Annotated in this window: 9 protein-coding genes; 7 read left to right on the plus strand and 2 right to left on the minus strand. The window is 67.3% G+C overall.

Annotated features, from left to right (window positions below; translation table 11 throughout):
- Positions 1–12 precede the first annotated feature (12 nt).
- Genes ACFVSU_RS07210 through ACFVSU_RS07220 form a run of 3 tightly spaced genes read left to right on the plus strand, consistent with a single transcriptional unit; the run spans position 13 to position 4,734 of the window.
- Positions 13–2,328, plus strand: coding sequence for a CoA transferase (locus tag ACFVSU_RS07210; RefSeq protein WP_387140111.1), 2,316 nt, complete (start codon positions 13–15; stop codon positions 2,326–2,328).
- 34 nt (positions 2,329–2,362) lie between these two features.
- Positions 2,363–3,637: an acyl-CoA dehydrogenase family protein gene (locus tag ACFVSU_RS07215; protein WP_387140114.1), complete on the plus strand. Its 1,275-nt coding sequence runs from the start codon at positions 2,363–2,365 to the stop codon at positions 3,635–3,637.
- A complete protein-coding gene (locus ACFVSU_RS07220) occupies positions 3,634–4,734 on the plus strand; it encodes an acyl-CoA dehydrogenase family protein (RefSeq protein ID WP_387140117.1) in 1,101 nt (366 codons plus the stop codon). The genes ACFVSU_RS07215 and ACFVSU_RS07220 overlap by 4 nt, the downstream gene beginning before the upstream one ends.
- 1 nt (position 4,735) lies before the next feature.
- Here the strand turns inward: ACFVSU_RS07220 and ACFVSU_RS07225 are convergent, their stop codons facing one another.
- Positions 4,736–6,541 (minus strand): CocE/NonD family hydrolase, encoded by a 1,806-nt coding sequence (locus ACFVSU_RS07225; protein ID WP_387140120.1) that lies wholly within the window; start codon positions 6,539–6,541, stop codon positions 4,736–4,738.
- Positions 6,538–8,457, minus strand: a complete 1,920-nt coding sequence (locus ACFVSU_RS07230) for an FAD-dependent monooxygenase (protein ID WP_387140123.1) — start codon at positions 8,455–8,457, stop codon at positions 6,538–6,540. Before ACFVSU_RS07230 ends, ACFVSU_RS07225 begins: the two co-directional genes overlap by 4 nt.
- 95 nt (positions 8,458–8,552) lie before the next feature.
- Between ACFVSU_RS07230 and ACFVSU_RS07235 the strand changes: the two genes are divergently transcribed.
- Genes ACFVSU_RS07235 through ACFVSU_RS07250 form a run of 4 tightly spaced genes read left to right on the plus strand, consistent with a single transcriptional unit; the run spans position 8,553 to position 13,738 of the window.
- Positions 8,553–9,200 (plus strand): IclR family transcriptional regulator, encoded by a 648-nt coding sequence (locus ACFVSU_RS07235; RefSeq protein WP_387140126.1) that lies wholly within the window; start codon positions 8,553–8,555, stop codon positions 9,198–9,200.
- Positions 9,201–9,226: 26 nt separating this feature from the next.
- Positions 9,227–10,840 (plus strand): AMP-binding protein, encoded by a 1,614-nt coding sequence (locus tag ACFVSU_RS07240; protein ID WP_387140129.1) that lies wholly within the window; start codon positions 9,227–9,229, stop codon positions 10,838–10,840.
- The gene (locus tag ACFVSU_RS07245) at positions 10,837–11,931 is read left to right on the plus strand and encodes a CaiB/BaiF CoA transferase family protein (RefSeq protein WP_387140132.1); all 1,095 of its coding nucleotides are present in this window, start codon (positions 10,837–10,839) and stop codon (positions 11,929–11,931) included. Before ACFVSU_RS07240 ends, ACFVSU_RS07245 begins: the two co-directional genes overlap by 4 nt.
- Positions 11,932–11,983: 52 nt before the next feature.
- Positions 11,984–13,738 carry a CocE/NonD family hydrolase gene (locus tag ACFVSU_RS07250; protein ID WP_387140135.1) on the plus strand — a complete coding sequence of 585 codons (1,755 nt, stop codon included), beginning with the start codon at positions 11,984–11,986 and terminating at the stop codon, positions 13,736–13,738.
- Positions 13,739–13,763: the final 25 nt, after the last annotated feature.

The following is a 13,763-nucleotide window of genomic DNA, read 5'->3' on the forward strand; positions in this document are numbered from 1 at the left end:
AAGGAGGCGGAGATGGCAGTGCTGGGCGATGTACGGGTCCTGGACCTCAGCACGGGCGTGGCGGCACCGATCGCGGCCATGTTCCTCGCCGATTTCGGCGCGGACGTCATCAAAGTGGAGCCGCCGTCCGGCGATCGGGCTCGAATCAGGCCAGGTTTCGCCGTCTGGAACCGGAACAAGCGGCGCGTCGCTGTCGACCTGGACTCTGACGGCGACATCGGCTGGTTGTCGAGCGCCATCGAACGCGCGGACGTCGTCGTTCTCGGGGAGCACGATCTCGCCCACTACGGCCCGAGGGTCCAACGAGCCGCGGAATCGAACACGCAGCTGGTTGTGACGCGGCTGCCACCGTATCTCGACGGTTCGACGCCGTGGGCGGGGGGCGCCGAATCGAATGGGCTGCTCTCGGCGGTCTCCGGTCAAGCAGCGCGCCAGGCGAGCTTCTCGGGCGGACCCGTCGACTCGGTGACCTCGTTTCTGCTGCACATGCAGGGCGTGTGGGCCGCGGTGTGCACTGTCGCCGCCCTCATCGAGCGCATGGATACGGGCCGCGGGCGCCTCGTGACGGTATCCGGGGCTCAAGCGTCGGTGATGGTGAACATGATGTCGCTCGCCGCGTATCTGGACGCCCCCTCCCCGGACACCGCCATCGGCCCGACGGGCCGCCATCACACGTATCGCTTTTTCCACACCCGGGACGGGGGTCGGGTGGCCTGCGGCGCGCTCGGACCGAAGTTCGAGACAGCACTCCTGCTCGCACTCGACCTCGGATGGATCCTTGATGACGAGCGCATCGCGGGCGACACCCAGCGCCTGGTCGATCCGAAGAACATGGCATGGGTGGTCCCCGCGATCGAAGAAGCGTTCGCCTCCCGCGACCTGACCGAGCTCATCGAGATGATGAAAGCGCTCGGGATCCCGTGCGGCATCGTGGCGGACCGGGATGACGTGCTCGATCGAGACCAGCTGCGGGCAACCGGAATGCGCGTAGAGGTGACCGACGGCCATGGGCACGAGATCGTGATGCCCGGCATCCCCTTCCACCTGACACGCACTCCGGGCGCCATACGTCACGCCGCGCCCGACCTGTCTCCGCGCCCCGCGGATGTTCCGTGGACCGCGCGCGAGCGATCGCACACAGCGGGCCGCGCGCAGAGCGATGCGGGGCCGCTCGATGGGTACACCATGCTCAACATCGGCACGTTCGTGGCGACGCCCTACACGGGGATGCTCCTGGCAGAACTCGGTGCGGACGTCATCAAGGTCGAGCCGTATGCGGGGGATCCGTTTCGTCAGCAGGCCTATGTCTTCAATCGCGGGATGCGCAGTCTCGCGATCGACTTGCAGACCGCCTCGGGGCAGGAGGCGGTGCACCGCCTCGTCGCCGCGAGCGCTGTGGTGATGGACGGACTACGCCCGGGCGTGCTGCCGAAGCTCCGTCTGGACTACGAGACCCTGACGACGGTCAACCCCGAGATCATCACCCTGTCGCTCTCCGCCTACGGCGAGGGCGGGCCGGACTCGGCACGACCAGGCGTCGACATGGTGATCCAGGCCGAGTCCGGAATGATGACGAGTCAAGGCGGCGACGACGTACCCGTCATGAACTCGATCGCCGTCAACGATGTCACGACGGCGGCGACGAGCGCACTGGCCATCACTCTGGGGCTGTACGAGCGCAAACAGTCCGGCAAGGGCCAAAGGATCTGGAACTCGCTGCTGGCCACCGCAGCCTTCCTACAGGACGACGAGATCGTCCGGTACGAGGGCAGGCCGCCGTCGGCTCACGGTGGACGGGACTTCCGCGGCGCGGACGTCGCCCAGCGGTACTACCAGGTCTCCGACGGATGGGTGTACATCGACGGTCAGGCGGGCACGGGTCAGAGCAGCGGGGATTTCGCGGCCGAGCTGGAGAGAGCGGGCCTTCTGCATCCGGCAGAAGGGTCGCTGCAGGAGCGCCTCACCCGGGGCCTCGCCGGCGTGGCCCGCGCCGCGGCTCTGGATGCGCTGAACGGCGTCGGACTGCCGTCCACATCTGCGCGCACGATCCCCGAAGTGATCAACGACCCCGAACTGCGTGAGCACGCGGTCTTCCGCGTCCGCGAAGAGGACGGGACCGGGAGGCGTTTCGCGATCTCCGGGGATCTGGTCTCGTTCGGGCCCGTCAGGCGCCGTCCTGAGCCGTCGCCGCCGGGTGTAGGCGAGCACACCCGGGCCGTCCTCGATCTGGCGGGGCTCACCGACGACGAGGTGGAGGCGCTCGTCGCGTCCGGGATCGTGGCCGAGGGCGGGCCGATCGTCCATCGCCTGCCCATCCCCTACCGATGAAGCACGCCGCAGTGCCGAGAAGGAAGGACTGACGATGACACCTGCCGATACCGATTCCCGGCCGCCCGCATCGCCCGAACATCTTGCCCGATGGGAGACACGAGCGCGCGAGTTCTTGGAACGCCGCGTCCCCCGTGCCGGCGACGTCGACGAACCGGACACGCACTCCGCCGCGGCGATCGGGCGGGACAAGCTGCTCCAGCTTGATCTGCACGCAGCGGGCTACGCCGCCCTCACGCAGCCTGTCGAGTACGGCGGACAGGGTCTAGGTGAAGAGGAGAGCCGGATCTGGCAGCGCCTGTCCGCCGACTACGCCGTCCCACGCATGACCTTCCTGGTCAGCCACGGTATGTGCGGGCCGATCATCGACCTCCTCGGCACCGAGGAGCAGAAGCGCGCCTACCTGCCGGACCTCTGGTCGGGCAGAACCATCTTCGCCCAGATGTTCTCCGAACCAGGAGCCGGCTCAGACCTGGCCGCGTTGCAGACGAAGGCCGAGAAGGTCACCGGCGGATGGCGGCTGACCGGCCAGAAGGTGTGGACTTCTCTCGCGCAGCACTGTGAGTACGGAATCATCCTCGCCCGCACCGATCCCGCCGTGCCGAAGCATCGCGGAATCACGATGTTCATCCTCGATCTGCGGGTCCCCGAGGTTCAGGTCTCCCCTCTTCGCGTCGCCGACGGGGAGTATCCGTTCAACGAAGTCTTCCTCGACGGGGCGTTCGTGCCGGATGCGAATGTGCTCGGCACCGTGAACGAGGGCTGGAGCGCGGCGATGGCCATGCTGAGACTCGAGCGCATATCGCTGGGGACGGGGAACCCGACCCCCCACGGCCCCCTCTCGTTCGACCGCCTGGTCGCTCTCGCCCGGGACGGTGGGCTCGCAGAGGATTCCGTCGCCCGGACCTCGCTCGCAGAAGTGTCGGTACTCGAGCGGGGCACCCAGGCTCTCGCGCGACTCATGCGTGAGCAGATCGAGGTCGGCCAAGACGTCGGCGCACGCGGCTCGATCGCGAAACTCGCCGGCGCGCTCGCGAGCATCCGCATCCATGAGATGGCCGCAGACATCGTGGGCCTCGGCATGGTCACCTGGGCGGATGCGCGCGACGACTACCCCGACATCACCAAGGCGATCACCCAGGGCCCCGCGGAATGGACAGCGGGAGGGACGATCGAGATCCAGAAGAATATCGTCGGTGAGAGGGTCCTCGGTCTGGAGCGCGAGCCGGCGCTCGACAGGGATGTGCCGTTTCGCGACGCGCGCCGATCCGGCGGCTCTTCCGGCGCCGACGTGAGGAGCCACGGATGAATCGGAGTCTGTTGCTGACGGACGAGCAGGAGGAGTTCCGCGAGGTCCTCCGGGCGGTTCTCGAGAAGACCACTGACCTCGACAGAATTCGCGTCGTGCCGTCACCGGATGCGGATTTCGACCATCGCGCGTGGGACGCCGTTGTCGAACTCGGTGCGGTTGCGACGCTCGTGAGCACCGACCACGGCGGGCTGGGGCTCGGTCTGACGGAAGCTTCGATCGTGCTGGCCGAAGCCGGCCGGAGCTTCGCAGCCGCCCCGGTGTTCACTTCGCTGCTCGCCTCAGCGGCCATCGCCGCCACCGACGACGACCAGCTCAAGGAAGAGCTGCTCCCCGCGATCGCGCAGGGTTCTCTCATCGTGGCCCTCGCATTCACCGAAGACCCTCGGTCGTGGATCCCGTCCACCCCCGCGGTCAGAGCCTCGAGCGACGGCGCAACGCGCGTGTCGGGAACGAAGACCTTCGTGCGCGACGGACAGTTCGCCGATGTTCTGCTGGTTCTCACCGCGGAGGGCCTCGTGGTGCTCGACCCGACGACATCCGGAGTGACGCGCACACCTGTGTCCGTCCTGGACGCGAGTGTTTTCGCCGCGCGGGTGGACTTCGCCCTTGCCGAGGGCCGAACCGTGGCGGTGCACGATCTCGCCGGATATCTCGAACACGTCGACGCCGTCGCAAGCGTGCTTCTCGCCGCGACTCAACACGGTGCGTACGAGCGCGCGCTCGAGCTCACCGTGCAGTACGCGAAGGACCGGGTGCAGTTCGGCCGGTCGATCGGATCCTTCCAGGCGGTCAAGCATCCGCTGGCCGAGTGGGCGATGGAGGCCGAACTCGCTTCTGCGCTGCTGCGGGATGCGACCTCCCTCGCGGACGCGTCGCACGACGCCGAGTTCATCGCTGCGGCGCTGGTCGTGCAGGTGAAGATGCAGCGACTGGCCTTCACCGGGGCCGCCTGGATGGCGCGTGTGCATGGCGGGATCGGATACACGTGGGAGCACGACGCGCACCTCTACCTCAAGCAGGCCCGCACCTCCCAGCTGCTGCTCGGAACCCCGGCCGTGCGTGCGCAGCGGCTGGCACGGGCGCTGGCGATCTGAGTCAGACGGGTCGCGGGATCAGCGGCAGGAGGAGGTGACTGTCGTACCCGCCGCCCGTGCGGATGCGGTGGAGCCCGCGGTTACGGGTGGGCACGTCGATGTCGCCGCCGGGCAGGCTGTTGCTGCCGCCCAGAGGTCCGACCGGATGACCGGCGACCTCGATCACCAGCCGCTCCCCCGCGTTCACCTTCATGGCCGTCGGCCAGAGGCCGATCTCAACTGGGACGCATGTCCCCGGTGCGATCCTGGCCTCCGACCGGTGAGCCAAGGCGGGCTCGGACGGCGTGCTGCCGAGAGCATCCAGTTCACGGTGGGAGACGCGGAGCCGCCCGAGGGGACCCGTGTACGACCACGTCGCCGGCATCTTCCCGTCCACCTCCTGCGACTCGATCCAGCGCCTCAGACTCGGGTCCCGCACCACGATGTGGTGGAGCCGGCGTCCGTCCACCGATTCCTTGTAGAGCGCCACGAAGAGATCCAGATCGTCGGCGGTGTCGGCTTCGACCCAGACGTGCAGGTTGAGATACCCGGTGATCTCGAGATCTTCGTCGGCCGTGACCGAGAAGGTGACGGAGTCATGCGCGTCGTCGCTTCGGTACGAGGCGACGGACTCCTCGCTCGGAAGTTCGCTCAGGAGTGCGTGCGATGAGGCGTCCAGCCAGAGCCGGTACCACTGCTGCCGTTCCAGAGGCCACTCCTGCTCGGGCCTGCCCACCTCGTCCGAGCCGCCGGGGTCGAGGACTGACAGACGGACTCGCGGTGTGTCTTCCCACCCGTTCGGGATCCCCTTGAGGTAGCGGTCGAAGAATCGGCGGAGGTCCTCGACGCTGTTCTTGTCGACCAGCTCGATCCATTCCTGGTTGTCGTGGACTCGCAGCCACTTCTCGCTCGATCCGAGTTCACGGAAAGCCTGAAGCGTCCCCCGAGTGTGGATCGGGCTCGTCCAACTCGCCAGCACATACGCGGGAATCGTGATCTCTTCGAATCTCGCCCGCTTGTCTTGCCAGTACTCGTCGAAGAAGGGGTGCAGCTCGACACCGGCTCTCATGTTCTCGGTCCGGCTCTGACCGACCACGAAGTCCTGGATGCTCCGCTGCCAGAAGCCGCCGTCCGGGATGCCCCCGCGCACCATGAGCTCGCGATACGGGTCGCTCGTGCCCTCCCACGGCGCGATCGCCGCAAGGTGGGGCGGCTTCTCCGCGGCGGTGGCCCACTGGATCATCCCGAGGTAGGAACTGCCACCCATCCCCACTTTCCCCGAGCACCAGGACTGCTCCGCGAGCCACTCGATGACGTCGTAGACGTTGCGGGCCGATGCGGAGCCGACGAAGTACTCATCTCCCTCGGAGTGCCCCGTGCCGGCAGCGTCGACAACGACGATCGCGTACCCCTGGTCGCACCAGTATCCGGGATCCGGCGCTTCGAACGCCTGGAGGAACGACAGATCGCCCGCCGGCACCCCGACCATGGTGGCGTTGCGCAGCTGACTCCACCGCCCGCCACGCTTGCCGTACGGCGTGTAGGCGACGATGGCGGGGACCGTCTCGTCGGTGACGGGCCGGAAGATGTCAGCGCGCAGCAGGCCGCTGCGCGTCGGAATGTCGGCGTCGGCGTGCATGATGATGTCGCACGGCAACGGGAACGCACCATCGCCGTGCACGGACCCCGCCGCGAGGACGCGCGTCTGCGGTTCGCGCGGCGGAATAGGCGGCTGCGAGACGTCCAGCGGATTGGCCGGCCCCAAGGGCAGTGGAAAGCTCAGCCCGGCCACGGGCGCCTCGACCGTGTTCTGATCGTCGGCGTTCACGCGTCAGTCCTTTCGCTCGGCTGTGGTGCGCGCATGTTCCGCGCGAAGAAGTCGACGAGTTCGCCGCGGGCCGTCAGCGGCAGCACAGCGGCGACGTACATGTCCGGTCGCACCACGACCACGGCTCCGCCGCGGTCGATTCCCCGGTCGCGATGGATGTCGCGACCGTGGCCGCTGGCGAAGATCTGGTTGATGTCCCTCAGCCCGAAAGGGACCTTGGTGGGTTGGAAGGCGTCGGGGACGTCGAAAGGCTCGACCAGGGTGTAGTCCTGCTGGTAGATAACTTTGGTGTCGAAGACAGCATCCTCGTCGCCGGTGGCCGGGGTGTAGAGCACCCGGGGTGACGCGGGGTCCGCGCGCCACCACTCGGCGAACTCGGCCGTGGGTGTACCGACCCGTGCCGGCGCGGCGTCATCGGCGAAGACGTAGACGCGCCATCTGCCATCTGCTTCGTGCTGATGGCCGAGGTGCTGCCAGCGGCTGTCGGAGCGACGGATCACCTCGGCGGACTTGAATCGCTTCCCGACCGGGAACCCTGTTGCGCGGTGCTGATGCGCGACGCCGAGCGTGATGGTGCTCGGCTCGTATCGGGTCATGAAGCCCGCCGGGAATTCCATGGTCTTCAGGTAGTACCGCTCCAGTTCGGTCGGGTCTTCCCACGAGTCCACGGGCCGAGCCAGCATCTCCGCCCACTCGCGATCGAAGTCGATGAGATTCTGGGCGACCACGCGTCGCTCGGCGGCATAGGTGTCCAACAGATCCTCCGGCGCCCTGCCCTCCAGGACAGCGGCCAGCTTCCAGCCGAGATTGAAGCCGTCCTGGATGGAGACGTTCATCCCCTGGCCGGCCTTCGCGGAGTGCGTGTGACAGGCATCGCCCATGATGAACGCCCGCGGCCGCCGCGTGCCGACCTGGTCGGAGGGCACGTCATCGAAACCGTCACTGATGCGATGCGCGACCTCGTACACCGACCACCATGTGACGACACGCACGTCGAGGGTGTACGGGCTGAGGATGCGGTTGGCGATCCCGATCAGGTCGTTCAAGGGTGTCGCACGAACGGCCGACGGGTCCCGTTCATCCAGCTCGCCGAGATCGACGTACATGCGCGCGAGGTATCCGCCTTCGCGCGGGATGAGGAGGATGTTGCCGGCATCGCGGGATTGGATGGAGCACTTCATCTGGATGTCCGGAAAATCGGTGTTGGCCATGACGTCCATGACGCCCCACGCATGAAGCGATGAATCGCCGCTCAACCGATGCCCGAGGGCGGAGCGCACGGCACTGTGGGCTCCGTCACCTCCGACGAGGTACTTCGCGCGGACGACGCGTTCCTCCCCGGCCCGCGGTCCACTGACGTATCGCACGCGCGCCGCCACCGGATGGGAGCCGGCCGCAGAGTCGATCTCGCAGTCGACGAACTCGATGCCGTAGTCGGGGACGACCCGACCCGGTGCGCGCTCGGCGTCCCGCAGGAAGTAGTCGAGGATGCGCGACTGGTTCACGTAGATGTGGGGGAACTCGCTGATGCCGACCGCATCGTCGGGCGCGCGGGAGGCCCGGACGATGCGGGAAGGGTCGTCCGGGTCGGGCTGCCAGAAGGACATCTCGACGTTGCGGTACGCCTCGTCGACGACCTCGTTCGCGAATCCAAACGCCTGGAAGGTCTCCACGGACCGCGCTTGGATGCCATCGGCCTGCCCGACGTCGAGACGACCGGGACGCCGTTCGATCGCCCGGACATCGATCGAAGGGAACCGCGAGAGCTGGGCGGCGACCACCGCGGCCGCCGGTCCCGTCCCCACGATCAGGACGTCCGTCTCGTCGGGAAGGTCGGCGGATCGATTCACACCACGACCGGCGGCCGGCTTGATCCGCGGATCGCCCGATTGGTAACCGCGAACATGAATCTGCATCCTGCACCTCGTTGTGTCTCGATAATTGCAACATTGAATCAATTACAGAGACAATGTTAGGGTACGGGGTAAGAGCGGTCAAGGAGGTCTGCACTGTGGCGGAATCGGGATCCCAGACGCTGGCGCGCGGGCTGACTGCGCTGGCCCTCATCGGTGAGTCCGAGACGCCGGTGACCGTCGCGTTCCTGGCGAGCGCGCTGGGTGTCCACCGGTCCATGGCCTATCGGTTGGTACGCACCCTCGAGGACGAGGGCTTCGTGACTCGATCCGGGGACGGCGGGCTGGAGCTGGGCGCTCGCATCGTCGCACTCGCGCGCAACGTGAGTCGCGACCTCAGGGAGGCCGCAGGTCCGGAGCTGTCGCTCCTGGCGGACCAGTTCACGATGACGGCATTCGTCGTCACCTACGACGGGCAGCAGGCGGTGACGCTCTCCAGCGCGGAGCCCCGGAATGCGAGCGCGGCCGTCGCGCAGCGCCCGGGCAACCGGCATCCGATCGACCGGGGAGCGCCCGGCCGGGTCATCCGTTCCCAATTGGACCCCGTGGCCTTTCCGCCGGCGCCCTTCGAGACCAGTCACGACGAGCTTCTGCCAGGGCTGTCCTCCGTGGCGGTGCCACTGTCCACCGGCTCGGGTTCGCCCGCATCCCTCGCGGTGCTCTATCTGACCCGCGAGATCGACACACCCCGCGTGGTGGAAGCGCTGGCACAGAGTGCGCGCCGCATCGAGGCCCGTCTGGGTTGACATATGAGCAAGAGAAGGCGACGGAGATGAGCACGAGAATCTCGCGACGTTCGGCGCTGGAAGTCCTGCGCACGACGGCGAAGGATGACCCCGACCGGACGATTATGACGTTCCTCGACGAGGAGATCAGCCACACGTACGGCAGCTTCTTGACCGAGGTGCTGCGATTCGCTGCCGCGTTCCGGCACCTGGGAATCGTGGAAGGAGCGCCCGTGGCGACGATGGTCCCCACGAGCTCGGACGGCTATTTCGCCTGGTTGGGTCTGGCCTGGCTTCGTGGCGTCGAGATCCCGGTGAATCTCGACTACCGCGGGGAGATGCTGGCGCACATCCTCACCTCCAGCGGATCGACGATCGTGGTCTGCAGATCGGTGTATCTCGACCGCCTGCGCGAGGTCGCCGACCGGGTCCCGCTGCTCGAGACGGTCGTCCTGCTCGATGCGGAGCAGTCACCGGAGCCGGTGCCGTGGCGGGTCATCTCCCGCGCGGAGTTCCTCGGTGATCACCAGCCGGCGGTCGACATCGAACCGCCGGATGCCGCGGAGATCGCGTCCGTCGTCTACACCTCGGGCACGACAGGCCCCTCGAAGGGGGTCATGGTCACGTGGCGGCTGCTGAACAGCATGCTGGTCTTCCCCGAGGACGTGCGTGATGACGACTTCGTGCTCTATTCGCCCTGGCCCCTGTTCCACCTCACAGGGAAGATGACCTTCACCGATGCGGTGATGAGGAACGGATCGGCGGTCGTGAGGTCGCGGTGGAGCACCGAGCGATTCTGGCCCGATGTGCGCGAGGGCGGGGTGACCTGCGCGCTTCTCCTGGCCGGCTTGTCCTACTTCCTGTGGAACTCACCGACGCGCAGCGATGACGCGGAGAATCCGCTGCGGCACGTGCAGATGGCCCCTACGATCCCCGAGTATCAGCAGTTCGAGGCGCGCTTCGATCTCGAGGTGAGCGGCGGTTACGCGTCGTCCGAGGCGGGAATGGTCACCCGGCAGCCCTATCCGAAGCCCGACCACCGGACGATCGGTCGGCCCAATCCGGAGTTCGAGGTGAAACTCGTCGACGCCGAGGGACGCGAGGTCGGGGTGGATCAGCCGGGTGAGGCTCTCATCCGCACGACGGAGCGCGACATCATGTCGCGCGGCTACTGGCGGATGCCGGAGGCGACGGACACGGCGTGGAAGGACGGGTGGTTCCATTCCGGCGACGGACTCCGACGGGACGCCGACGGCCAGTTCTACTTCGTCGATCGCGTGAAGGACAGCATCCGCCGTCGGGGTGAGAACGTCTCCTCGGTCGAGCTGGAAGCGATCGTCGATGGGCACCCCTTCGTCGCCGAGTCGGCCGCGATCGCCATCCCCGACACCGAGGTCGACGACGACATCATGATCGTGGTCGTCCGAGCGGAGGACGGTGAACTGACCGCGGAGGAGCTGTGGGGCTTCCTCGATCTGCGCGCACCGCGATTCATGGTCCCGCGGTTCGTGCGCTTCGTCGAGGAGCTTCCGCGCACCGTCACCGGCCGTGTGCGCAAGGTCGCCCTCCGCGACGAGGGTGTCGTCGGCGATGTGCACGAACGTTCCCGACGGGCAGGCTCCGCCGCAGACCGGGAAACGACGGGTCAGGAGATCTCGTGAGCGAATCAGGCGCCGGGCCGCTCGAAGGCGTGAAGGTCCTCGAGTTCGAAGGAATGGGGCCGGGGCCCCTGGCGAGCATGATGCTGGCCGACATGGGTGCACACGTGCTGCGCATCGACCGGCCGAAGCAGTCGATCGTCGCGGTCGAATCCCCCTCCCGAACCGTCGGGCGCGGCAAGGAGTATGTCGCGCTGAATCTGAAGGACCCCGCCGATCACCGCACAGCCCTCGGATTCATCGAGCAGGCCGATGTCCTCATCGACAGCTACCGCCCCGGCGTGATGGAGCGGATCGGCCTCGGACCCGAGGTCTGTCTCCCGCTGCGCCCCGCACTGGTCTACGGGCGCATGACGGGCTGGGGGCAGGTCGGCCCGCTCGCGGCCAAAGCGGGGCACGACATAAATTTCCTCGCGATCGCGGGCCTGCTGAACGGCATCGGGCGGGCAGGCGAGCCGCCCGCCCCGCCACTCAACCTGGTCGCCGACAACGGCGGGGGCGCCATGCTCCTCGCCTTCGGAATCGCGTGCGCACTCGTGCGGGCCCGGCTGACCGGTGTCGGCGAGGTCATCGACGCGGCCATGATCGACGGGTCGTCCCTGCTCATGACGCAGGTGCATGAACAGATGCAGACGGGAGACTGGTCCGACCGACGGGGTGAGAACTTCCTCGACGGCGGAGCACCGTTCTACGACGCCTACGAGACCCGCGACGGCCGTTATGTCGCGATCGGCGCCACGGAGATGCCCTTCTTCCAGGAGTTCCTGCGCCGAATCGGCCTTCCCGAGTATGTCGAGGTCGCTCACGATGATCGGTCCACATGGCCCGAGACGAAACAGGCAGTGTCCGCGCGACTCGCTGAGCGGACACGGCAGGAGTGGGTCGATCTTCTCGAGGACGCGGATGTGTGTTTCACACCCGTGCTCACGATGGCCGAAGCTCGGGAGAACGCGCACATCCGCGCTCGCGGAGGTTACGTGCACCTCGATGGCCTGCACCAGCCGCTCCCCGCCCCGCGGCTGGCCTCTGGCGCGCGCCCGGTCGGTCGTTCGGCGCGCCCGTGGGGCGGCAGGGATGACTCGGTCTGGAAGTGAACCAAGCGCCGCGAAGGCGCCCAGCATTCGATCCTTCAAGGAAGCAGGAGAAATGAACCAATCATCGGAGAACAACCGTCCCACCACCTACCCGCCCGACTGGGACGTGCCGTTCAGCCCGGCGGCGGCGCTCCCCCAGGGGTATCTCACCGGACGGGAGACCAAGCATCTCGCTGCGGGCACGGTCTTCATCGAGGGAGGCAAGCCGCTGCCTCGTGATGTGGTGTGGGAGCAGGACGTCGAGATCACCTTGCGCGATGGGGTGGTGATCTACACGGACGTGCTGCGACCGGCAGACCAGGAGACCGACCTGCCTGCGATCATCAGCTGGAGCGCCTACGGCAAGTCACTGCCGACCACGACGCCGTACGGCGTGCCGAAGGAGAACTTCTCCGGCCTGGCGAAGTTCGAGGGTGCTGACGGCGCCTTCTGGCTCGACCACGGTTACGCACTCGTGAACCCGGATGTGCGCGGAGCGGGCAGGTCGGGGGGCGACATCCAGTACTGGGGCTCGGTCGACGCGAACGACGGCTACGACGTGATCGAGTGGGTCGCGGAGCAGCCGTGGAGTAGCGGCAAGGTGGCGTTGTACGGCGCATCGTGGCTGGCCTTCACACAGTGGGGCATCGCCGCGACCAGACCACCGCATCTGGCCGCGATCGCGCCCTGGAACGGAATCTACGACCCCTTCCGTACGCACCTGCGGTGGGGTGGCATCCCGGACCCCGGGTTCTTCTCGTTCCTGCCGTACATGATCCCGGGCGGCGAGAGCAAGATCGAGGACATCTCCGCAATGGCGCTTCGCAACGGTCTTCTGGACGACTACTGGCGGGACAAGGCGCCCGACCTGTCTCAGGTCGATGTCCCCGCGTATGTCGTCGTCGACGGGGTCACGGGGCTGCACTCGATGGGTGGACCCGAAGCCTTCCGCCGACTCGGGTCCGACAGCAAGTGGCTGAGGTTGAACAACACTCAGGAGTGGTACGACCAGTACAGCGACGAGTATCAGAACGATGCGCTGCGCTTCTTCGACCACTTCCTGAAGGGAATCGACAACGGGTGGGAGCAGACCCCGCGCGTTCGCGCATCGATCATCAACGCGGGCGGGGACGACCTGGTTGACGTGCCGTTCGCGCAGTGGCCGCCCGCCGATACCGCGTACGAGAAGCTGTATCTCCACGCCGGCGCCGGCGCACTGTCCACCACACCCCCGGACGCTGCGTCGTCGACGAGCTACGACGCCGAGGACGGGAGCGCCTCCTTCACGTTCCCGGTGACGGAGGAGATGACCCTCGTGGGGTACCTGTCGGTCCGACTGTGGGTGCAGGCGCAGGGCGCGGACGACATGGACCTCTTCGTCCTGATGGAGAAGCTGGACGAGGAAGGGAATCTGCTCGCGCCGCACCGCGAGTTCGCGGACACGTACCCGATCTCACCCCCCGGTGCGCCCGGACGCCTCCGCGCGTCGATGCGCGAACTCGACGACGAGCTCTCCACGGACTTCCTGCCCGTTCACTCGTTCCGATCTGCTCAGAAGCTGGCTCCCGACGAGGTGGTGGCCGTCGACATCCCGCTGACACCGCGCGCGTACCGCTTCGAGCCGGGACAGCAGATCAGGCTGACCGTCGCCGGCTGGAACATCCGCGGCACCGGAGTCGAGCTCGACTCCGTGGCGGAGGGCGGGTTGCGCGGAGGTCGTCGTGCTGCCGCGCACCCTCCGACGCTGAATCAGGGGACGCACGTCATCCATTCGGGTCCGGAGCGACTCTCCTACCTCCGCGTTCCGCGCGTCACGACGCCCCGCTGAGAACAAGGGGAAGGCCCGCGTGACA

This window comes from Microbacterium sp. NPDC058062, from assembly GCF_042885375.1.
GTDB classification, from domain to species: domain Bacteria; phylum Actinomycetota; class Actinomycetes; order Actinomycetales; family Microbacteriaceae; genus Microbacterium; species Microbacterium trichothecenolyticum_C.

Excerpts from the sequence above, each read along its gene's own strand:
- ACFVSU_RS07210 (WP_387140111.1), top strand. The coding sequence starts at position 13 with ATGGCAGTGCTGGGCGATGTACGGGTCCTGGACCTCAGCACGGGCGTG.
- ACFVSU_RS07215 (WP_387140114.1), top strand. The coding sequence starts at position 2,363 with ATGACACCTGCCGATACCGATTCCCGGCCGCCCGCATCGCCCGAACAT.
- ACFVSU_RS07220 (WP_387140117.1), top strand. The coding sequence starts at position 3,634 with ATGAATCGGAGTCTGTTGCTGACGGACGAGCAGGAGGAGTTCCGCGAG.
- ACFVSU_RS07230 (WP_387140123.1), bottom strand. The coding sequence starts at position 8,457 with ATGCAGATTCATGTTCGCGGTTACCAATCGGGCGATCCGCGGATCAAG.
- ACFVSU_RS07240 (WP_387140129.1), top strand. The coding sequence starts at position 9,227 with ATGAGCACGAGAATCTCGCGACGTTCGGCGCTGGAAGTCCTGCGCACG.
- ACFVSU_RS07250 (WP_387140135.1), top strand. The coding sequence starts at position 11,984 with ATGAACCAATCATCGGAGAACAACCGTCCCACCACCTACCCGCCCGAC.